Consider the following 20,878-nt stretch of genomic DNA (forward strand, 5'->3'; position numbering starts at 1 on the left):
GCTTATCCCTTCAGCCGGTCGACATCGTCGACCGCGATGGTCCCGCGACCACGGAAATAGATTACGAGGATCGCCAGACCGACGGCGGCTTCACCAGCGGCCACGGTCAATACGAACATCGCGAACACCTGACCCGTCAGATCGCCCAGAAAGGCGCTGAACGCGACCAGATTGATATTCACGCCGAGCAGGATCAACTCGATCGCCATCAGCGTGACAATCACGTTCTTGCGGTTGAGGAAAATGCCCAGCACACCCAGCACGAACAGGATCGCGCTGACGACGAGATAGTGTTCGATCCCGATCATAGCTCGATCCCCTCGCCAACAGCGGGCTGTGTCATCACAGTCGCATCTTCGGGACGGCGGCGCACCTGCTTGCCGATATCCTGATGTCCGCGCGCGCCATCGGGGCGCTGGCGATGGGTCAGGACAATCGCCCCCACCATCGCCACCAGCAGAATCAGGCCGGCCGCTTCGAACAGGAACAGATAATCACGGTACAGCACCGCACCGATATTCTCGACATTGCTGCGGCCCATGATCGGCGCCGCTGTGCCCGATGCCGAGCCAAGCTCCATCACCCCGACCTGATATGCACCAATGCCCAGCACCAGCTCGGCCAGCAGCACCAGCGCAATCGCGATCCCGAGCGGGAAGTTCTTTACAAAGCCGGTGCGCAATTCGGCAAAATCGATGTTGAGCATCATCACCACGAACAGGAACAGCACCGCGACCGCGCCGACGTAAACGATCACCAGCAGCGCAGCGATAAACTCTGCCCCCACCAGCACCATCAGCCCCGCCGCATTAAAAAAAGCAAGGATCAGCCACAGCACCGAATGCACCGGATTGCGCGCCGTGATCACCAGCACCGCGGACAGCACCGTCAGGGCGGCGAACAGATAGAAGGCGAAGACCTGGATCATTGGTTGGCGCGGCCCCTAGCGATACGGCGCATCGGCTTCAAGGTTCGCGGCGATTGCCCGCTCCCACTTGTCCCCGTTGGCCAGCAGTTTCGCCTTGTCATACAGCAGTTCTTCGCGCGTTTCGGTCGCGTATTCAAAGTTCGGCCCTTCGACCACGGCATCCACCGGACAGGCTTCCTGACAGAACCCGCAATAGATGCACTTGGTCATGTCAATGTCATAGCGCGTGGTGCGGCGGCTGCCGTCGTCACGCGGCTCGCTCTCGATCGTGATCGCCTGCGCGGGACACACCGCCTCGCACAGCTTGCACGCGATGCAGCGTTCCTCGCCATTGGGATAACGGCGCAGCGCATGCTCGCCGCGAAAGCGCGGGGACAGCGGGTTTTTCTCAAACGGATAGTTGAGCGTCACCTTGGGCTTGAAGAAATACTTCAGCGTCAGCGCGTGCGCCTTCACGAACTCCCACAGGGTGAACGATTTTATGAGGTGTGCGACCGAAGTCATGCGGCAGCTCCATAGTGGCCGGTCGCCATCAGATACCCGCTGATCACAACTACAAATCCCAGACTAATCGGCAGGAACACCTTCCAGCCAAGGCGCATCAGCTGGTCATAGCGATAGCGCGGTACGGTCGCCATCACCCAGCTGAACATGAAGAAGAAGAAGAACGTCTTGAGCAACAGCCAGACGATGCCGGGAATGTCGAACCACGGGATCAGATCGATGTTCAGCGGCGGCAACCATCCACCGAAGAACAGGATGGCATTGAGCACGCACATCAGAAGGATATTGGCGTATTCACCCAGCCAGAACAGCGCGAAGCTCATCGAGCTGTATTCGGTCTGATAACCCGCGACCAGTTCGCTCTCGGCCTCAGTCAGATCGAAGGGCACGCGCTGCGTTTCGGCCAGGCTGGAAATGAAGAACATCACCCACATCGGGAACAGCAGCGGGTGGATCACATAGGCGTTGATCAGGCCAAAGCCGAAGCCTTCCTGAGCGCGGACGATATCGTTGAGGTTATACGTCCCGGCAAACAGCACGACGCAGATCAGGATGAAGCCGATCGCAACCTCGTAACTGATCATCTGCGCGGCGGCGCGCATGGCGGAAAAGAACGGGTATTTCGAATTCGAAGCCCAGCCCGCCATCACGATGCCGTAAACCGACAGGCTGCTGATCGCGAGGATGTAGAGCAGGCCGACATTGATATCGGCCAGCACGGCGGTCGAGCTGAACGGCACCACCGCCCACGCTGCCAATGCCACGGTAAAGGTGACAATCGGCGCCAGGATGAAGATGCCCTTGTTCGCCGCGCTGGGGATGATGGTTTCCTGAAGGAACACCTTGAGCCCGTCAGCAAAGCTTTGCAGCAGGCCAAACGGGCCGACCACATTGGGACCGCGCCGCAGATTGATCGCCGCCCACACCTTGCGGTCGACATAAATGATCATCGCCACCGCCAGCATCAGCGGCAGCGCAATCAGCAGAATGCCGCTGATGGTGGCCAGACCCCACGCCCATTCATAGGACATGCCCCAGGATTGAAACGTCTCGGTCATTCCGCGGCCTCCGCGAATTCGCCGCCGTGCAGCAATTCTGCCGAGCAGCGCTGCATCACTTCGCTCGCGCGGGCGATGGCGTTGGTGAGGTAGAAATCCTTGATCGGATAAGCGGAAATTGCGCCGTCAACCGTGGCATTGCCATCGGCTTTGGGCAGCGTGCCATAATCCGCCAGACCCTCTTCACCCAAGGCAGGAACGGCGGCGATCATGGCGCTCTGCAATTCTGCAAAACTGTCGAAGCCAACCGATACCTTAAGCGCGTCCGCCAATGCCCGCAGGATCGTCCAGTCCTCACGCGCATCACCCGGGGCGAAGACCGCTTTCTCGGCGAACTGCACCCGGCCCTCGGTATTGACGTAGGTGCCGTCTTTCTCGGCGAAGGATGCGGCGGGCAAAATGATATCGGCCGCATGGGCACCCTTGTCGCCGTGATGGCCGATATAGACCTTCAGGCTGCCGCCAAATTGCGACCAGTCAACCTCGTCCGCGCCCAATGCCAGCACCACCTTCGGTGCGGCGGCGGCGATGTCGGCAATACCGCCCTTTTGCGCATAGCCAAGCATCAGCCCGCCCATGCGTGCAGCGGAGAAATGCAGCACGTTAAAGCCGTTCCAGCCATCGCGCGTCAGCTTGAATTGCGCGGCAAAGGCAAGGCCCGCACCCAGCGCGCCTTGCGCCAGTGCCGCACCGCCCATGATGATCGCCGGGCGCTCTGCACCCTCAAACACGTCGGCCACCTCATCGGGCAAATTGTCGAGCACCGACACATCATCGCCGATGAAATGCGCGGGATAAGTCGTATCCCAGAAAGGGCCGACCACGAAAATCTTGGCACCCCGTTTGGCCGCCTTGCGCAGGCGCACATTGACCAGCGGAGCTTCCCAGCGGACATGGCTGCCCACAATCAGAATGGCGTCAGCGGTTTCGATCCCGGCAAAGGTGGAATTGAACGCCACCGCCGCCAGATTGTCCGCCGCATAATCCATGCCGGTCTGGCGGCCTTCGAGCAGGTCGGACCCCAGCGCCTTCACCAGCGTGCTGGCCGCAAACATGGTTTCGCAATCGACCAGATCGCCGGCAATCGCCGCGATGGAGCCTTGCGGCCTGGACTTGGCAATCGCCTTGAATGCGCTGTCCCAATCGGCGGGCTGCAATTTGCCGCCCTTGCGGATGAACACGCGGTCGAGGCGGCGCTTGCCCAGACCATCGACCATATAGCGGCCCTTGTCGCTCAACCATTCTTCGTTGACGTCGTCATTGTTGCGCGGCAGCGCGCGCATCACTTCGCGGCCCCGGCTGTCGAGCCGGATGTTCGCGCCGACCGCGTCGGACACGTCGATGCTGTGGGTTTTCTTCAGCTCCCACGGACGCGCTTCAAAGGCATAAGGGCGGCTGGTCAGCGCGCCGACCGGGCACAGATCGATCACATTGGCGGACAGCTCGTGCTCGGCGGCCTGCTCCAGATAGGTCGTGATCTGCATATCCTCGCCGCGGCCAATCGCGCCGATTTCATCGACTCCAGCGATTTCCTCGGAGAAGCGCACGCAGCGGGTGCAATGGATGCAGCGGGTCATGACCGTCTTGATCAGCGGCCCCATGTACTTTTCAGTAACGGCGCGCTTGTTCTCGTCATAACGCGAACCGCCGCGGCCATACGCCACCGACTGGTCCTGCAGATCGCATTCGCCGCCCTGATCGCAGATCGGGCAATCGAGCGGATGGTTGATCAGGAGGAACTCCATCACCCCTTCCCGCGCGGTCTTGACCATTTCGCTGTCGGTGCGGATTTCCTGCCCATCGGTGGCGGGCAGCGCACAGCTGGCCTGCGGCTTGGGCGGGCCGGGCTTCACTTCGACCAGACACATCCGGCAATTGCCCGCAATGCTGAGACGTTCGTGATAGCAGAAGCGCGGAATTTCCTTCCCCGCCAGCTCACAAGCCTGCAACACGGTCGCGCCGTCCGGAACTTCGATTTCCTGGCCGTCTACGGTGACTTTAGGCATCGTCTTCACTCGCTTGCGGGCTGCCTTCATCGCCATAATGGCTGCGTGTCCACAATCCATCTGCGATGACCTGGCGAACCATCGAATAATCCAGAACCACCTCTTCGGTGCTGTTCATTCCGCAACTTTGCAGCGCGGGATACAATGCCTCAATCGCTTCGTGTTCAGCGTCAGAGGCGATGGTCGAGCGCAGCAGAGCATCGGCTGCTGCCGGTCCGTGAAACACCAGGCAGTCGGCCAGCCCGGCAATCTGTTCGGCACGGGGATGGACCAACCGGTCCTTGCTACGGCCAGACACGGCGGTCCCAGCGGTTGCAGCCGGGGCCGGCGGGGCGTTGAAATCCATCAGATATACTTCTTCCGCCATCAGCGCGCGCAACGTCTGATATTGAAATCGCATCTGCATACGATAGGTCGAATTTTTCATTGACCGTCCAATGCAATCGCTGATGTCCAGCTCGTCCATTAAATCATCTTTGTCCACGTCCAGCGCGACAAAATCGATGGTAACGGGATCGCTGTTGATCAGAATTTGCCGCGCCAGATCCTTGTTTCGGTAAACCGAACATTTCACGATGCGCTTCTGCATCATGCGCGATTCATCACGCGCGACATTTTCCGGCAGCCGCTTGAAACGGGTGCCGGTTGCCAGATCGCTTTCCGGGAAGGGCACCTGCTGCGCCTGCACCGGATAAGCCACTGCTGCGGCAAGGATGATCGCGAGAAATTTGCTCATTCCGCCGCCTCCAAGGTTGCAGGCGCAAATTGCGCGTTGTGTTCGTGAATGCGCCGCTCCAGCTCGGGGCGGAAGTGTTTGATCAGGCCCTGGATCGGCCATGCTGCGGCATCGCCCAGCGCGCAGATGGTGTGGCCTTCCACCTGCTTGGTGACCTGCTGCAGCATATCGATCTCCTCGATCGCTGCATCGCCGGTGCGCAGGCGTTCCATCATGCGCCACATCCAGCCCGTGCCTTCGCGGCAGGGCGTGCACTGGCCGCAGCTCTCGTGCTTGTAGAAATAGCTGAGGCGGCTGATCGCGCGGACGATATCGGTGGATTTGTCCATCACGATAACCGCCGCCGTGCCCAGTCCCGAGCCGACCTCTTTCAGTCCATCGAAATCCATCGGCGCATTCATGATCTGGTCTGCCGGCACCAGAGGTACCGAGGAACCGCCGGGGATCACCGCGAGGAGGTTGTCCCACCCGCCAATGATGCCGCCGCAATGCTTTTCGATGAGATCCTTGAACGGGATGCTCATCTCTTCCTCGACCACGCAGGGCTTTTCGACATGGCCGCTGATCTGGAACAGCTTGGTGCCCGCATTGCCTTCACGCCCAAATCCCGCGAACCAGCTGGCACCGCGCCGAAGGATCGTGGGGACCACCGCAATGCTTTCCACATTGTTCACCGTGGTCGGGCAGCCATACAGGCCCGCGCCGGCCGGGAATGGCGGCTTGAGCCGGGGCTGGCCCTTTTTGCCTTCAAGGCTTTCGATCATCGCGGTTTCTTCGCCGCAGATATAAGCGCCCGCGCCGCGGTGGACGAACACGTCGAAATCATACCCCGAACGACAAGCATTCTTGCCGATCAGTCCCTGATCATACGCTTCATTGACAGCCTTTTGCAGTGTTTCGGCCTCGCGGATATATTCACCGCGAATGTAGATATACGCCGCCCGCGCCCGCATGGCATAGCCAGCGACCAGCGCTCCTTCGATCAGCTTGTGCGGATCGTGGCGGATGATTTCCCGGTCTTTACAGGAGCCTGGCTCGCTTTCGTCCGCATTGATGACCAGAAAACTGGGGCGGCCATCCTTGCTTTCCTTGGGCATGAATGACCATTTCAGGCCAGTTGGAAAGCCCGCCCCGCCCCGCCCGCGCAAACCGCTGGCCTTCATTTCTTCAATTATCGTATCTTGTCCGCGACTTAGCAAGGATTTGGTATCGTCCCAATCGCCGCGCTGCTGCGCAGCTTTCAGGCCCCAATACTGGAAGCCATAGAGATTGGTGAAAATGCGGTCTTTGTCCTGAAGCATCAGAACGCGCCTCCCTGCGAGAGGAAATACAGCGCGCCAAGAATGACCGCAGCGATCAGGCCGAATTTGATCATGCCGGTGAGCACTTTCCAGGCGATGAAAATCACGACCAGCGCGATCAGGATGGTGGTGATAGTCATGCCCATTCGTCCCGATAATCGTGGTTCTCTTCAACCATGTCCGTCAGCGTGGTCGGTCCGCCCGAAGGCTCGGACGTATGGCGACCCGGCTCCTGCGTGCCTGCCTTAGGATTCTGACCCTTGGCCAGCGCGTCGAGCACGGTGTCGAGGCGTTCGGGCGTCAAATCTTCAAAATTGTCGTCATTGATCTGGACCATCGGCGCGGTGGCGCAATTGCCCATGCATTCGACCTCGGTCAGCGTCCACAGCCCGTCTTCCGAGACATGGCCCTTGCGCATCCCGCGCGCCTTGCATGTTTCGAACAGAGCATCCGACCCGCGCAGCATGCACGGTGTCGTGCCGCACACCTGCACGTGGAATTTCCCAACCGGAACAAGGTTGTACATGAAATAGAAGCTGGCAACCTCAAGCACGCGGATGGCGGGCATATCGAGATAGTCAGCGACATATTCGATCACCGGCAGCGGCAGCCAGCCCTGCGTATCGGTTTCCGCACCGACCTGTCGCTGCGCCAGATCGAGCAGCGGCATCACCGCCGAGCGCTGCCGCCCCTCGGGATAGCGCGCGACGATCTCCTTCGCGAGTGCCGCAATCTCGGCGGTCCAGGCGAACGACCCCCACCGCTCGCGCAGTTCGGGCGTATCGGGTGCGGGGGCGCGGTCAGCCATCAGTTCGATCCGACGAATTTGCCGAGCTCATAGGCCCATTCCGCACCATAGCGAATTGAAGCGTAAATCCCGATAATCACAAAAACTGTCGAGATTACTCGACCGACCTTTTTGTCGTAAAGCCAACTCACCGATCACACTCCCCGAACACCACGTCGATTGCGCCGAGAATCGCGGTCGCATCAGGTAGCATGTGGCCTTTGGACATGAAGTCCATCGCCTGCAGGTGGCTGAAGGCGGTCGGGCGGATTTTGCAGCGGTAGGGTTTGTTCGACCCGTCCGACACGAGATAGACGCCGAACTCGCCCTTGGGGCTTTCGGTCGCCACGTAGACTTCGCCAGCGGGCACATGAAAGCCCTCTGTGTAGAGCTTGAAGTGATGAATCAACGCTTCCATCGATTGCTTCATTTCGCCGCGCTTGGGGGGCGACACCTTCCGGTCATCGCTCGCAATCGGGCCGGTAGGCATTTCCGCAAGGCACTGCTTGATGATCTTGGCGCTCTCGTAGACTTCCTTCACGCGCACCACGAAGCGGTCATAGCAGTCCGAATTGGTACCGACGGGAATGTCGAAGTGCATCCGGTCATACACATCATAGGGCTGCGACTTGCGCAGGTCCCACGGGATGCCCGCCGCGCGGATCATAGGGCCGGAGAAGCCCCAGGCAATTGCGTCTTCCTTGCTGACCACGGCGATATCGACATTGCGCTGTTTGAAGATGCGATTGTCGAGCACCAGACTCATCGCATCGCCAAACAGTTCGGGCAGGCGGCCATCGAGCCAGTCACCGATATCGGTCAGCAGCTTGAGCGGCACGTCCTGATGCACGCCGCCGGGCCGGAACCATGCCATGTGCATCCGTGCGCCCGCCGCGCGCTCGAAGAAATTGAGCGTATCTTCGCGCAGCTCGAACACCCACAGATTGGGCGTCATTGCGCCAACATCCATGACGTGCGCGCCGATGTTGAGCATGTGGTTGGAAATGCGTGTCAGCTCGGCGAACAGCACCCGCAGATATTGCGCGCGGATCGGCACTTCGATGTTGAGCATCTTCTCGATAGCCAGAACGTAACTGTGCTCCTGACACAGCGGCGAACAATAATCGAGACGATCGAAATAGGGCAGCGCCTGCAGATAGGTCTTGTGCTCGATCAGCTTTTCCGTGCCGCGATGCAGCAGGCCGACATGCGGATCGATCCGTTCTATAATCTCGCCGTCCAGCTCCATCACCATGCGCAGCACGCCATGTGCCGCAGGGTGCTGCGGCCCGAAATTGATCGTGTAATTGCTGATGACTTCGTCGCCGGTTGTGGGCGACTGTTCGAGTTGCATACTCATGCGCAGATCCAGTTGCCGGAGTAGCTTGCCGCCTTGCCATCCGCGCCGGTCACAGTGACATTTGCGGGGCGGGTCTGGGCCTCACCTGCGGCGGGCGAGACAGTGACCGTCACGCCTTCGCCCGAAAAGTTCGTGCCGCGCTTGATCCGGTCGAGGCCGCCGGGGCCGCTGTCGAGCAGCACCAGGCCATCGCCGACGCGGATCACGCCCTTACCGCTCATGCCCTTGTCGCGCAGGCCAGCGGCGATGATCATTTCCTTACCGCCGGTCATGAATGTGCAGCCACCCTCACGCGGGCCGAGGTTGACCCCGCCGACATCGCCCAGCTGTTCCAGCTGCGTCACATCAGCGCCCGCTGGCGGGGCGGCCTGTGCCTTGTTGGGCATATCCATCGTCGGCTGCGATGGATCATTGGCGGCGCTGGTGCTCTCAGCCGTGGCTTCACCCCCGATGCGCGCGGCGAAGTCGTCGGCGCTCTCCTGCTCGGCAGGTTGCTGCGAACACGCTGCGAGCATCAGCAGCGCGGCGGGAAAAGTCAGGCGGCCAATCATTCGTCAGCATCCTTCTTCTTGGGCGTAGCGCGCTTGGCGGCGGGCTTCTTGGCAGCAGGCTTCTTCTTCGTAGGAGCTTTTTTGGCCTTTGGCTGGGTAGCCGCTTTGGTGTCTGTGGTCTTGCCCTTGCGGGGTTTGCGTGATGGACGGTCTTCGGTCGGTTCAGGCGGCGGCGCATCGGCCTTGCCGCTGTCGTCCTCTGCCGGAGCGCCCTTGCTGACCTTTTCCGCAGCCTTCGCATCGGTTTTCTTGCCAGCACCGGTCTGCTTTGGACTTTCGGTCGTCTTGGGCTCGTCAACCGGCGGAGTGGCCGCTTTCTCGTCACCCGGAAGGACGTAATTTGCGCCCTCCCACGGGCTCATGAAATCGAACTGGCGCAGGTCCTGAGCAAGCTCGACCGGCTCGTAAACCACGCGTTTCAGATCTTCGGAATAGCGCAGCTCGGTATAGCCGGTGAGCGGGAAGTCCTTGCGGAACGGATGCCCTTCAAAGCCATAATCGGTTAGGATGCGGCGCAGATCAGGATGGCCCGCGAACAGCACGCCATACATGTCGAACACTTCACGTTCGAGCCAGTTGGCGTTGGGCCACAAGGTCGTGACCGTGGGCACCGGTGTGTCTTCACTGGCGGCCAGCTTGACCATGATGCGATTGTTCTTGGTCAGGCTGAGCAGCATGTAAACCACTTCAAACCGCTCAGCCCGTGCGGGGTAATCCACCCCGGCAATTTCCATGAGCTGCTGATAGTCGAAATCATCGCGCAGCGTGCGCAGGACGTCTTCGATGCTGTCACGCTCAACCGTGAAAGATAGCTCGCCATGCTCTTCACCCGCCTCGACCAGATGGGCCGAAAGCGCTGTGGCCAGCGTGTCCTTCAGCCCCTCAATCGCGGAAAAGCGCGGTGCGGAATGCAATGTTGCCATGCCCTCGCCCCTATCGCTCGATCGTGCCGCTGCGGCGGATTTTCCGCTGCAATTGCATCACGCCATACAGCAGCGCCTCTGCCGTGGGTGGGCATCCGGGCACATAGATATCGACCGGAACAATCCGGTCACAGCCGCGCACAACGCTGTAGCTGTAGTGATAATAGCCGCCGCCATTGGCGCAGCTGCCCATCGAAATCACGTATTTCGGCTCCGACATCTGGTCGTAAACCTTGCGCAATGCCGGGGCCATCTTGTTGCACAACGTGCCGGCGACAATCATCACATCGCTCTGGCGCGGGCTGGCGCGCGGGGCGACGCCAAACCGCTCCATATCATAGCGCGGCATGTTGACGTGGATCATCTCGACCGCGCAGCAGGCCAGGCCGAATGTCATCCACCACAGGCTGCCGGTGCGTGCCCACTGGAACAGATCTTCGGTGCTGGTGACCAGGAAGCCCTTGTCATTCACCTCGGTCTGGACCGCGCGGAAATAGTCCGCATCGGGATGGCGCACTTCGCCGCCCTGTGCCGCAGGCGGCATGATGATGCTGGAGGTGCTCATATCATTCCCACTCCAGCGCGCCGACTTTCCAGGCGTAGGCAAGCCCGACCAGCAGTTCGAACAGGAACACCATCATGGTGATCCACCCCGCCCAGCCGGTGAGATCAAGACTGACCGCCCAGGGGAACAGGAACGCTGCTTCAAGGTCGAAGATGATAAACAGGATCGCGATCAGGTAGAACCGTACATCGAAGCGGCTGCGCGGATCCTCGAAGGCGGGGAAGCCGCATTCATACTCGCTAAGCTTTTCCGCATCGGGGCTGTGCGCGCCGGTCAACCGTGCCACGCCCATCGGCAGAAACACGAAGAGCGCGGACAAGCCAACGGCGATAAACAGGAAGATCAGGATCGGGAGATATTGTTCGAGGTCGACCACGTAGTTTTCCTTGCCGGTGCAGGCGATTCCATCACAGGAGGCGTGTTTGGCCCCGCCTCTAGGCCCCTCGCCCGCGCGGTGCAAGGGCGGGAAAGGCGCAATTCACGCACAATTGGTTGCATCGGACGCAGTGCCGCGGCGAAACAATCGGCGTGGTCAATCCAGCGGCAGCACTCTGATTTCTGTGGGTTTCGGCTGCTTACCCTCGCGGACGACGCCGTCATCGCCAAAGACGTCCCACTGGCCGTTCGCGACATAGACCAGTTCGCCGCTGTCGACCGAGCCGCCAAGCGGTTCGGTCCAGGCCGGATTCGCCTGTTCCAGAATGCGGTGGCCAACAATCCGGTGGCCATCTGTCAAGAGCTTGAACGCGGCGATCCGCATGGGGCTGGTGCCGTTCTGCATGGCGATCAATTCGCTACCGTGCCGCCAAAGCCCGTCGATCCCATCGAGTATGATCATGAGGCCTTCGCTCACTCGAACGCGTGTCAGCGCGCCCGTCTGAAAGTCATAGCGCGCTAATCCATAGCGATAATCGCTGACGTGCAGATATTGTCCCTCGGGATCGACTGCGATGCCTTGGGGTGAGCGCAAATTGCCTGCGGGGATGAGCGTATCCAGATCGCTCGCGCCACGCTTGCCGCGATAGACCGCGCCAGTGATCGGGTCGCTGGCATAGAGCATCCCGTCCGGTCCAATCGCGAGGTCCGAGGGGCTGGCGCCATCGGGCGCTGCCATGCGCACAGCTTTCGCGCCAAGAGGTGTCAGCTGGATCAGGCCGGCGAACCCCGGCACACTATCCGTCGACTGGTCGATATTTCCCGAGGAGACCCAAACCGCGCCCGTTGTCTGGTCGCGGACAATACCGCTCAGATTATCGGCTCCGGTGGGGGATACCCCGCGAAAACCGCCGTCGGGTGCATGGCCAAACACCTGCTTGCCAAGCACCGAGGTTACCAGCAACCGACCATTTGCAGGATCGCGGATGACGCTTTCCACCAGCAATGCCTTTGCCGGAACTGTCGCCAGCGTCCGACTGGTCACAATAACTGGCGGCGTGTTTGCGAAAGCGGCAGCGAGCGCGTCGCGTTGCGCGCCCTCATACATCCACAGCAATTGCTCGCGCGCGGCATCACCAAAGCGGTAGCCGCGCGCTGTCAGCCAGACGAGATCGTCAAAGCTGCCCGCCAGATCGTCAGAGCCCAGCCGCGCGTTCAGCAATCGTAAGCGCACAGACCCGCTATCGGGAAAATTGCGGGCAAGAGCCACCAGCCCGGCGACATCTGAAATCTTGCCCGTCAATGCGTCGGTGGCCGTCCATTCCTGAGCGGGCGTTACACCCACGCTGACAGGCATTGCTCCACCAGAACATCCCGCCAGCGCAAGCGCAGCCGCAGCAAGAACGGCCAGCGCCTTCATTTCATCAGCGCTTTTGCAGCCTTGTCTGCAGACGAACCATAAGGCGGCTTGAACCCGCCGAGCTTGGCGATGTCGAGTCTCGACTGCGTATAGACGCTGCGGGCATGGCTGAACTCGCGGAAACCTTCGATGCCGTGATAGCTGCCCATCCCGCTCCCGCCGACGCCGCCGAACGGCAGATCTTCCATCGAGACATGGAAAACAACGTCATTCACAGTCACGCCGCCACTGATTGTCCTCTGCAGCACCTTCTCGCGCTCCTTTGTGTCCTGCCCGAAATAATACAGGCCCAGCGGACGGTCATGCTCGTTCACATAATCGATGGCCTCATCAATCTGTGAATAGGTTTTGACTGGCAGGATCGGACCGAAAATCTCCTCCTGCATAGCCGTCATATCCTCGGTGACATTCTTGAGGATCGTGAGCGGCATCTTGCGGGTGTTGGTGTTGGAAAAATCCTCATTGCCCGGATTGACCTCGATCACCTCGGCACCCTTGTCCCGTGCATCGGCGACCAACGACTGGAGCCGATCGAAATGCCGATCGGTAACGACGCTGGCATAGTCATCATTTTCGAGCAGCGCGGGGTACATATTGGCGACCCCCTGCCACACGCCGTGGATCGCCTCGTCCTGCTTGCTTTCGGGGACATACAGATAGTCAGGTGCCAGGCAGATTTGTCCGGCATTCATCATCTTGCCCAACGCCACGCGCTCACCGGCCTTGGTGAAGTCCGCATTCTCGCCCATGATCACTGGCGATTTCCCGCCAAGTTCGAGCGTGACAGGCACCAGATTGGCCGAAGCAGCCTCCATCACCTTGCGCCCGGTCGGGGTCGAGCCGGTGAATACGAGGTGGTCGAATGCGATACCCGAAAAGGCCTGCGCCACTTCTGGCCCGCCAGTGAACACGACGCATTCGTCAGGCGTGAAATATTCCGCCACCAGTTCTTTCATGAGCAGGCTGGTTTTCTCGGTAAATTCGGACGGCTTGATCATCGCCCGGTTGCCTGCGGCAAATATCTGCATCAACGGGCCGAACGTCAGATTGACCGGGAAATTCCATGGGCTGAGAATGCCGATCACACCTTTGGGTTCGTACCGCACCTCGGCCTTGGCCCCCAGCAGGCCGAGCGGAAACTGGACATGGCGCTTGTCGGGCCGTGACCATTTTTCCATATTCTTGAGACAATATTTGCCGAAGCTGACCGTGCCAGCAATGTCGGTAATCATCGATTGCTGCGGGCTGCGATTGCCGAAATCGGCGCTCATCACCTTGCACAGGTCGTCGGCGTGTTCCTTGAGCAGCTTCATCGCCCGCTCAACGCGGTCCTTGCGCAGCTTCATTGGTTCGGGCCGCATCTGGTTGTGTGCCGCACGCTGTTTGCGCAGGACGGCTTCCATCACGCTCGTCTGATCGTCGGCCATTATACTCTCCGTTGATTCTGCTGCATTGCAGCACTAACTTGTAGGCGAACCGAAAGGTCGCCTTTGGCAACCGATATCCCAGATCACAAGGACCAGCACAAGCATGACCCAGTTCAGCGCAGCCGACCCCATCGTCATCCTGTCTTATGCCCGCACCCCGATGGGCGGAATGCAGGGCGCCCTTGCGGAAGTTTCCGCAACCGATCTGGGGGCCACTGCGGTCAAGGCGGCGGTTGAGCGGTCGGGCGTTGCGGGCGAGAAATTTGACCGCGCCTATATGGGCTGCGTCCTCCCGGCGGGGCTTGGTCAGGCCCCTGCCCGCCAGGCCATGGTCAAGGCCGGGCTGCCCAAATCCGTACAGGCAACCACGGTCAACAAGGTTTGCGGCAGCGGTATGCAGACGGTCATAATGGGCGCCGAGGCACTGGCCAGCGGCACCGCCGATTATGTCGTTGCGGGCGGGATGGAGAGCATGACCAATGCACCCTATCTGCTTAAGAAGCACCGCTCCGGCGCGCGGATCGGACATGACACCGCCTATGACCATATGTTCCTGGATGGGCTGGAAGATGCCTATGAGGAAGGCCGCGCCATGGGCACTTTCGCACAGTGCACTGCCGACGAATATCAGATGACGCGTGAGGAAATGGACGACTACTCTATCGAATCGCTGCGCCGCGCCAATGCCGCCATCGAAAGCGGCGCGTTTGCTGACGAGGTGGTTCCGGTCACCTTCTCGACCCGCAAAGGCGAGGTGACGGTCGAACATGACGAACAGCCCGGCAAGGGCAAGCCCGACAAGATCCCGCAGCTGCGCCCCGCCTTTGCCAAGGACGGGACCATCACAGCTGCTACCTCCAGTTCAATCTCGGACGGTGCGGCCGCAGTCGTGCTGACGCGCGCCAGCCTGGCCAAGGACAATGGCCAGCAGCCAGTCGCCAAGATCGTCGCAATGGCCGCGCACGCGCAGGAGCCTGCACAGTTCACGGTTGCCCCCATCGGCGCGATCGAGAAGGTGCTTGAAAAGGCCGGTTGGTCAGCGGACGAAGTCGAGCTGTGGGAAGTGAACGAGGCATTCGCCTGCGTCGCGATGTTCGCCATGCGCGACATCGGCATCCCGCATGACAAGATCAATATCAATGGCGGCGGCACTGCGCTGGGCCATCCCATCGGGGCCAGCGGCACACGCATCATAGTGACGCTGCTCAACGCGCTGAAGCAGCAGGGCAAGACCCGCGGCGTCGCGGCACTGTGCATTGGCGGCGGCGAGGCAACTGCCGTGGCGGTGGAGCTGGTCTGATCTGAAAGAGTTATGCGCAGCAGCACGGCTGGGCGTGTCCGCCTCGCTATCTAGCGGGCAAAAAACCTGTTACATCCCGGATCGGATGGGATTGAGGGAGCATTTTGAATGAAGAAATTTGTTATGATGGCGGCCTGTGTCGCACTGGCCGCTTGCGGTTCGAACGAGACGGCTGAGGTTGAGCCGGTCGACACGACCGTAGCAGCCGATCCGGCAACTGCCACTGGTGATATGAGCGGGACCTATGAGGTCAAGATGGCCGATGGTTCGGTAGTCATGCAGACCGTCAATCCCGATGGCACCTATGTCGATATGACCAATGGCACCGAAACCGAACGCGGCACATGGCGCGCCGAGGGCGACAAGATGTGCTTCGACCCGACCGGCGATGGTGCCGAAGCATGCTATTCCGCAACCGCACCGGGCGCAGATGGCACCTTCACGACCATTGGCCCTGATGGCATGGAAACCGGATCGACGGTTCGCAAGATCGAAGTCGATGCGGGCAATCAGATGATGCCGGCTGAATAAGCCTTCGCACGATAAACACGAAAGGGCGGTCCAGCACGGGCCGCCCTTTTTTGTTCAGCTATTGATTTGATCAGGGCTTGCTGGCGCCCCATAGTCGTTCAGCGCGGATCCAGCCCGATCGCTTGCCGACATTGAGATCGCACCATCCGCGGCTGCAATCGCCAAGCACGCCGACAACGCCCGGCTGCAAACGCCATTTGATCTTCGCATTGTCTGCCGGATCAGACCGCAACTGGGCCATCCCTTCCCCGACAACAATCGCCCCGCGATCAGGGCTCAAAAGGCGCGCCACGACCCAACCGCGATCCCCAGAAGGGTCTTGGATCAACCGCCAGCCTTCCATCACCCTGATGACCTTTACCGGCAGGCCGGGACGGCGATAGACCCACGCAATCTTGTAATCGGCGCTGGGACCAACCCGCATATTCAGCTCGCTCGCACGGATCGTCGCCCAATAGGGCACGGCGCGGTCCTGCGCGCTTGCGGGCATGGCAAGGCACAGACAAGCAAGCATAAAGGCGATTATACGGGCGACCATAGAGCGTGCGTTCCTAAGCAGTTGCGAGTCGCGCTGCAAGTGCCCCTTGGGCTGGCGTCTCACAGCGGCACGCTTGACCCGACCCTTACCCACCGCCTAGCGCTCTGAATTGCATGGAAACGCCAACTTCTCCCTCCGCCAAACGCCTCGACCATCAACCGCGTGTGGTGGTCACCCGGCACCTGATGCCTACTGTCGAACAGAGGCTGTCCGAACTGTTCGACACCGCGCTCAACCAGACCGACCGCCCCATGTCGCGCGAGCAGCTGCAAGCGGCGGTGCAGGATTGCGATGTGCTGGTACCTACTGTCACTGACAGCATCGATGCCGACCTTATCGCCAGCGCCAGCGACCGGCTGCGACTGATCGCCAGCTTCGGCGCGGGGACCGATCACATCGATCTCAAGGCCGCCGCTGCACGCAAAATCCTCGTCACCAACACTCCGGGCGTGTTCACCGATGACACCGCCGATATTGCGATGGCAGGCATTATCGGCGTTCCCCGCCGTGTCCGTGAAGGAGTCGAGCTGATCCGCAGCCAGCAATGGACCGGCTGGACACCCACCGCGCTACTGGGCCGCAAATTGGGCGGCAAGGTTCTGGGGATCGTTGGCATGGGCCGGATCGGTCAGGCCGTCGCACACCGGGCGCGGGCATTCGGGCTGGAGATTGCCTATCACAACCGCAAGCCGCTACCCGAAGCGGTCGAGCGGATATTCGGCGCCCGCTATGTCGACAGTCTCGACGCGCTGGTGGCTGAGGCGGATATTCTGACGCTGCATTGCCCGGCGACAGAGAACACCATCGGCATGATCGACGCACGGCGGCTGGCGATGATGAAGCCCGAGGCCAGCATCATCAACACCGCGCGGGGAGAGCTGATCGACCAAGAGGCGCTGATTGCGGCGCTAAGGGCTGGTCACCTCGCCGGAGCCGGGCTGGACGTCTATCCCGACGAACCCAATGTCGACCCGCGTTTGCTGGCGCACCCCAATGTCATGACCCTGCCCCACATCGGCAGCGCCACCCGCGAAGGCCGCGAGGAATCGGGGATGAAAGTCATCGCCAATATTCGGATGTGGGCCGACGGACATAGGCCACCGGACCAGGTGCTGACTGGGCTCAACCCCTAAGCTCACCGTCACTCCGGACCTGATCCGGGGCGACGTAAGGCAGCCCGCTCAATCCCCCGTCAAAATCCGATCGACCAATTGCTTCACCGTGGGCGTGAAGTTGTTCGAATAAAACGGGTCCTGCTTGAACCGGTATGCTGCGTGTCCGGCGAAGGCGAGGTTGTCGTCCGTGTCGCCGCCATGCGCGATGTCCTGCAGGGTTTTCTGAATGCAGAAACTGCGCGGATCGGCGAGACGTCCGGTGGTGTAATCATCGTGGTCTTTCCATGATGAGAACCCGCAATGCGACAGGCAGCCCATGCAATCTTTCTGGTCCTTGCGGATAGTGTCGCGGCTGTCTGGCGTGACATAGACGATGGTGCTGTCAGGCGTCTTGAGCGCTTCGGTGTGGCCCTGCGCGAACCATGCCTTGGCGCTGTCATAATCGCTTGGCGCGACCCACATGTTCTTGCCGCGCACACCCACGTCGAGAAGCTTGCTGTGCACCCCGCATTCGGTTTTGGCGAAGGCGATCTGCCGTTCAGAGCGGTGGATCAGATCATACAGGAACGGGTTCTTGACCGCCGAGGAATAAAACCCGGTCGGTGAGAATTTGTGCAGCAGCACATCGCCCGGCTCGACCGTGCGCAGCATATCCTTCCAACCCTGCGGAATCGGGCTTTCTTCGGTCAGCAGCGGACGCGTGCCGAACTGGAAGGCGATTTTGCCGAGCTCTGGATTGTCGATCCAGTCGCTCCATTCGCGCAGGAACCACACGCCGCCCGCCATGATAATCGCGGTATCTTCCGATACGCCTTCCTTGCGCATTGTTTCGCGCAGCGCTTTCACGCGGGGATAGGGATCTTCGGGCTTCAGCGGATCTTCGGCATTCGACAGGCCGTTATGACCGCCCGCCAGCCACGGGTCTTCATAGACCACTGCCGCCATCAATTCGGGCACCTTGCTATAGCTGCGTTTCCACAATGCGCGGAAAGCGCGCGCCGAACTGATGATGGGCAGATAACAGACATTAAACCGCTGCGCGATTTCGGCCAGCTTGTAGGGCATACCCGCGCCGCATGTCACGCCGGTGACCATACCGCGCGTGTTCTCCAGCACGCCTTCGAGCACTTCCTGCGCGCCGCCCATTTCCCACAGCACATTGATGTTGATCGCGCCCTTGCCGTTCGACATCTCATAGGCGCGCTTCACCTGTTCGGTGGCACCGTCGATGGCGTAGCGGATCAGCTGTTCGTGGCGTTCCTTGCGCGTCAGCTGGTCATAGATTTGCGGAACAATCTTGCCCTCGGCATCATAGCTGTCGGCATTCACCGCACTCACAGTGCCGATGCCGCCAGCTGCCGCCCAGGCGCCCGAGCTTTTGTGATTGGTCGCCGAAACGCCCTTGCCGCCTTCGATCAATGGCCAGACTTCGCGTCCGCCATAAATGATCGGTTTAAGACCCTTGAAGCTCATTTTCTGTTCTACCTTTTCAGTGCGGGTCGCAGAGCGCCCTCAGCCCTTGTCCGCGCGGTCGCTACGGCAGGGCCTGATCTCTCCTGGCTGGGGCCTGTTAGCCGCTGCCTTGAACTGTGCATAGTACCCCGAAAGCTCCGGCGCGTCCTTGAACTCCACGAGCTCGTAACCAACCCGTTCAAATTCGCAGGATAACAGCAGGGGATCGATCCCATGCGCATCGGTGGGCCGGTCGATATCAACCACCACCACCTGACCGCCAGCGCGCAGTGCGGGCCACATCCGCCACATAAAGGCATAGGGATCGGCAATCTCGTGGTACATATGGACCATGAAAATCCGGTCGAAGCTGTTTTCTGGCAGCCGCGGATCACCCGCCTGGCCAAGCCGGATCGAAACATTGTCCAGCCGCTCGCGTTCAACCCGCCGCGCCAACCGGCTTAGCGCATCGCGGTCGATATCCTGCGCCAGTACGCGTCCATCGGTGCCCACAGCTTCGGCCAGACGCACTGTGTAATAGCCCTCGCCTGCGCCGATATCGGCCACGGTCATGCCGGGCTCGATCTCGGCCAGCTTCATCACAGTCTGCGCTTCACCTCGGCTGTCTCGCTGGACCTCGGTGGAAAACTGGTTCGAACCCAGATCGGACACGGGCCGGTCCGGCTGCGGAAATTCCACTGCGCCATCGGTGGGGGCAAGCGTCTGGTCGCAAGCGCCAAGCAGTCCGCTTGCCAGCAGAACCAGCGCAGCCAGCCTCACTCGACGTCATCCACTTCGACGGTCTCCCCGGTCACGCGCTGGGCGAGTGCGGCGGAGATGAAATCGTCGATCGCGCCGTCCAGCACATCGTCGGGAGTGGGTGAGGTTACGCCTGTGCGCAGGTCCTTGACCATCTGATATGGCTGCAAGACATAGCTGCGGATCTGGTGGCCCCAGCCAATGTCGCTCTTTTCCTGATACTCACCCGAGGCAACTGCCTCACGCTCCGCCATTTCCCGTTCAAACAGGCGGGCTTTGAGCATTCCCATGGCAGTAGCGCGGTTCTTGTGCTGACTGCGATCGTTCTGGCTGGCGACGACAATGCCGGTGGGTTGGTGTGTAATGCGCACCGCGCTGTCGGTGGTGTTGACGTGCTGACCACCCGCGCCGCTGGCGCGATAGGTGTCGATTTTCAGATCGCTTTCATTGATCTGGATATCGATATCGTCATCGATGACCGGATAAACCCAGACCGAGCTGAAGCTGGTGTGCCGCCGTGCTGAACTGTCATAGGGGCTGATTCGGACAAGACGGTGGACGCCGCTTTCGGTCTTGGCATAGCCATAGGCATTTTCGCCCTTAACCAGCAGCGTTGCGCCCTTGATGCCCGCCTGGTCACCGGCCTGATATTCCACCGTTTCGACCTTGAAGCCTTTGCGCTCTGCCCAGCGGCCATACATGCGGAACAGCATTTCGGCCCAGTCCTGGCTTTCAGTGCCACCTGCGCCAGCATGGATTTCGATGAAAGTGTCGTTGCCATCGGCTTCACCAGCCAACAGGGCCTGCACCTTGTCACGGTCAGCACGGGCAGCCAGATTGGCGAGCGAGGTGAGACCATCGGTCACCACTTCGTCGTCACCCTCAGCCTCGCCCATGTCGATAAACTCGATTGCATCGGCCATTTCTGCCGAGATTTCGCGGACTGTGCCAATCGCGCTGTCGAGCGTGCGCCGTTCGCGCATGACGGCTTCGGCCTCTTTCGGCTTGTCCCACAGAGTTGGATCTTCGACCCGTGCGTTCAGCTCTTCGAGCCGCCGCAGCGCGCGTTCCCAGTCGAGCGACTGACGCACCAGCTCCAGCGCAGCCTCGATCCGGTCAATATGGGCCTGCCCTTCGGCACGCATGCGGTTTCTCCTGAAATCAGATATCGCGCCAGCGCCTAGCGCAGAGCGGCGGGCGGGGAAAGCCACCCTGACGCACCGTGCACTGCCCGGCGGCTAC

At 60.7% G+C, this 20,878-nt stretch carries 23 protein-coding genes; 3 read left to right on the forward strand and 20 right to left on the reverse strand.

The window, feature by feature from the left end:
• Positions 1-2 precede the first annotated feature (2 nt).
• The 16 genes from nuoK to FEV51_RS02030 all read right to left on the reverse strand — a co-directional run bounded on the left by nuoK (position 3) and on the right by FEV51_RS02030 (position 13,941).
• Positions 3-308 (reverse strand): NADH-quinone oxidoreductase subunit NuoK, encoded by a 306-nt coding sequence (gene nuoK, locus FEV51_RS01960; RefSeq protein WP_138615548.1) that lies wholly within the window; start codon positions 306-308, stop codon positions 3-5.
• Positions 305-928, reverse strand: a complete 624-nt coding sequence (locus FEV51_RS01965) for an NADH-quinone oxidoreductase subunit J (protein WP_138615549.1) — start codon at positions 926-928, stop codon at positions 305-307. The genes nuoK and FEV51_RS01965 overlap by 4 nt, the downstream gene beginning before the upstream one ends.
• Positions 929-943: 15 nt before the next feature.
• A complete protein-coding gene (gene nuoI / locus FEV51_RS01970) occupies positions 944-1,432 on the reverse strand; it encodes an NADH-quinone oxidoreductase subunit NuoI (RefSeq protein ID WP_138615550.1) in 489 nt (162 codons plus the stop codon).
• Positions 1,429-2,490, reverse strand: a complete 1,062-nt coding sequence (gene nuoH, locus FEV51_RS01975; RefSeq protein WP_138615551.1) for an NADH-quinone oxidoreductase subunit NuoH — start codon at positions 2,488-2,490, stop codon at positions 1,429-1,431. Before nuoH ends, nuoI begins: the two co-directional genes overlap by 4 nt.
• A complete protein-coding gene (gene nuoG, locus FEV51_RS01980; protein WP_138615552.1) occupies positions 2,487-4,496 on the reverse strand; it encodes an NADH-quinone oxidoreductase subunit NuoG in 2,010 nt (669 codons plus the stop codon). The genes nuoH and nuoG overlap by 4 nt, the downstream gene beginning before the upstream one ends.
• Complete coding sequence (locus FEV51_RS01985; RefSeq protein ID WP_138615553.1) at positions 4,489-5,232, reverse strand: hypothetical protein; 744 nt, start codon at positions 5,230-5,232, stop codon at positions 4,489-4,491. The genes nuoG and FEV51_RS01985 overlap by 8 nt, the downstream gene beginning before the upstream one ends.
• The gene (gene nuoF / locus FEV51_RS01990) at positions 5,229-6,533 is read right to left on the reverse strand and encodes an NADH-quinone oxidoreductase subunit NuoF (protein ID WP_138615554.1); all 1,305 of its coding nucleotides are present in this window, start codon (positions 6,531-6,533) and stop codon (positions 5,229-5,231) included. The genes FEV51_RS01985 and nuoF overlap by 4 nt, the downstream gene beginning before the upstream one ends.
• Entirely contained in the window at positions 6,533-6,673 is a 141-nt protein-coding gene (locus FEV51_RS13095; protein ID WP_171033007.1) for a hypothetical protein, read from the reverse strand. Before FEV51_RS13095 ends, nuoF begins: the two co-directional genes overlap by 1 nt.
• The gene (gene nuoE, locus FEV51_RS01995; protein WP_138615555.1) at positions 6,670-7,341 is read right to left on the reverse strand and encodes an NADH-quinone oxidoreductase subunit NuoE; all 672 of its coding nucleotides are present in this window, start codon (positions 7,339-7,341) and stop codon (positions 6,670-6,672) included. Before nuoE ends, FEV51_RS13095 begins: the two co-directional genes overlap by 4 nt.
• A gap of 127 nt (positions 7,342-7,468) precedes the next feature.
• A complete protein-coding gene (locus FEV51_RS02000; RefSeq protein WP_138615556.1) occupies positions 7,469-8,680 on the reverse strand; it encodes an NADH-quinone oxidoreductase subunit D in 1,212 nt (403 codons plus the stop codon).
• Complete coding sequence (locus FEV51_RS02005) at positions 8,677-9,231, reverse strand: hypothetical protein (protein ID WP_138615557.1); 555 nt, start codon at positions 9,229-9,231, stop codon at positions 8,677-8,679. The genes FEV51_RS02000 and FEV51_RS02005 overlap by 4 nt, the downstream gene beginning before the upstream one ends.
• The gene (locus tag FEV51_RS02010; RefSeq protein ID WP_138615558.1) at positions 9,228-10,154 is read right to left on the reverse strand and encodes an NADH-quinone oxidoreductase subunit C; all 927 of its coding nucleotides are present in this window, start codon (positions 10,152-10,154) and stop codon (positions 9,228-9,230) included. The genes FEV51_RS02005 and FEV51_RS02010 overlap by 4 nt, the downstream gene beginning before the upstream one ends.
• 10 nt (positions 10,155-10,164) lie before the next feature.
• Positions 10,165-10,719 (reverse strand): NuoB/complex I 20 kDa subunit family protein, encoded by a 555-nt coding sequence (locus FEV51_RS02015; RefSeq protein WP_138615559.1) that lies wholly within the window; start codon positions 10,717-10,719, stop codon positions 10,165-10,167.
• Position 10,720: 1 nt separating this feature from the next.
• On the reverse strand, positions 10,721-11,095 hold the full coding sequence (gene ndhC, locus FEV51_RS02020) for an NADH-quinone oxidoreductase subunit A (RefSeq protein WP_138615560.1): 375 nt from the start codon (positions 11,093-11,095) through the stop codon (positions 10,721-10,723).
• Between the two features lie 156 nt (positions 11,096-11,251).
• Entirely contained in the window at positions 11,252-12,514 is a 1,263-nt protein-coding gene (locus tag FEV51_RS02025) for an SMP-30/gluconolactonase/LRE family protein (protein ID WP_138615561.1), read from the reverse strand.
• On the reverse strand, positions 12,511-13,941 hold the full coding sequence (locus FEV51_RS02030; RefSeq protein WP_138615562.1) for a coniferyl aldehyde dehydrogenase: 1,431 nt from the start codon (positions 13,939-13,941) through the stop codon (positions 12,511-12,513). Before FEV51_RS02030 ends, FEV51_RS02025 begins: the two co-directional genes overlap by 4 nt.
• A 103-nt stretch (positions 13,942-14,044) precedes the next feature.
• Between FEV51_RS02030 and FEV51_RS02035 the strand changes: the two genes are divergently transcribed.
• Both FEV51_RS02035 and FEV51_RS02040 read left to right on the forward strand, forming a co-directional pair.
• Positions 14,045-15,241 (forward strand): thiolase family protein, encoded by a 1,197-nt coding sequence (locus FEV51_RS02035; RefSeq protein ID WP_138615563.1) that lies wholly within the window; start codon positions 14,045-14,047, stop codon positions 15,239-15,241.
• Between the two features lie 108 nt (positions 15,242-15,349).
• Complete coding sequence (locus FEV51_RS02040) at positions 15,350-15,772, forward strand: hypothetical protein (protein ID WP_138615564.1); 423 nt, start codon at positions 15,350-15,352, stop codon at positions 15,770-15,772.
• A gap of 70 nt (positions 15,773-15,842) precedes the next feature.
• Here the strand turns inward: FEV51_RS02040 and FEV51_RS02045 are convergent, their stop codons facing one another.
• Complete coding sequence (locus tag FEV51_RS02045; protein WP_138615565.1) at positions 15,843-16,310, reverse strand: SH3 domain-containing protein; 468 nt, start codon at positions 16,308-16,310, stop codon at positions 15,843-15,845.
• Positions 16,311-16,423: 113 nt separating this feature from the next.
• Here FEV51_RS02045 and FEV51_RS02050 point away from each other — a divergent pair, with 113 nt between their 5' ends.
• Positions 16,424-17,443, forward strand: coding sequence for a 2-hydroxyacid dehydrogenase (locus FEV51_RS02050; protein WP_138615566.1), 1,020 nt, complete (start codon positions 16,424-16,426; stop codon positions 17,441-17,443).
• Between the two features lie 48 nt (positions 17,444-17,491).
• On the opposite strand, the gene FEV51_RS02055 is transcribed toward FEV51_RS02050, so the two are convergent.
• From FEV51_RS02055 to prfB, 3 genes are read right to left on the reverse strand one after another with little or no spacing between them, the layout of a single operon-like run.
• Positions 17,492-18,898, reverse strand: a complete 1,407-nt coding sequence (locus FEV51_RS02055) for an NAD(P)H-dependent flavin oxidoreductase (protein WP_138615567.1) — start codon at positions 18,896-18,898, stop codon at positions 17,492-17,494.
• A gap of 39 nt (positions 18,899-18,937) precedes the next feature.
• Positions 18,938-19,657, reverse strand: coding sequence for a class I SAM-dependent methyltransferase (locus tag FEV51_RS02060; RefSeq protein WP_138615568.1), 720 nt, complete (start codon positions 19,655-19,657; stop codon positions 18,938-18,940).
• Positions 19,654-20,781 (reverse strand): peptide chain release factor 2, encoded by a 1,128-nt coding sequence (gene prfB, locus FEV51_RS02065; protein ID WP_138615569.1) that lies wholly within the window; start codon positions 20,779-20,781, stop codon positions 19,654-19,656. Before prfB ends, FEV51_RS02060 begins: the two co-directional genes overlap by 4 nt.
• Between the last annotated feature and the right edge of the window lie 97 nt (positions 20,782-20,878).

It is taken from the genome of Qipengyuania marisflavi (assembly GCF_005884405.1).
Classification (GTDB): Bacteria; Pseudomonadota; Alphaproteobacteria; order Sphingomonadales; family Sphingomonadaceae; genus Qipengyuania; species Qipengyuania marisflavi.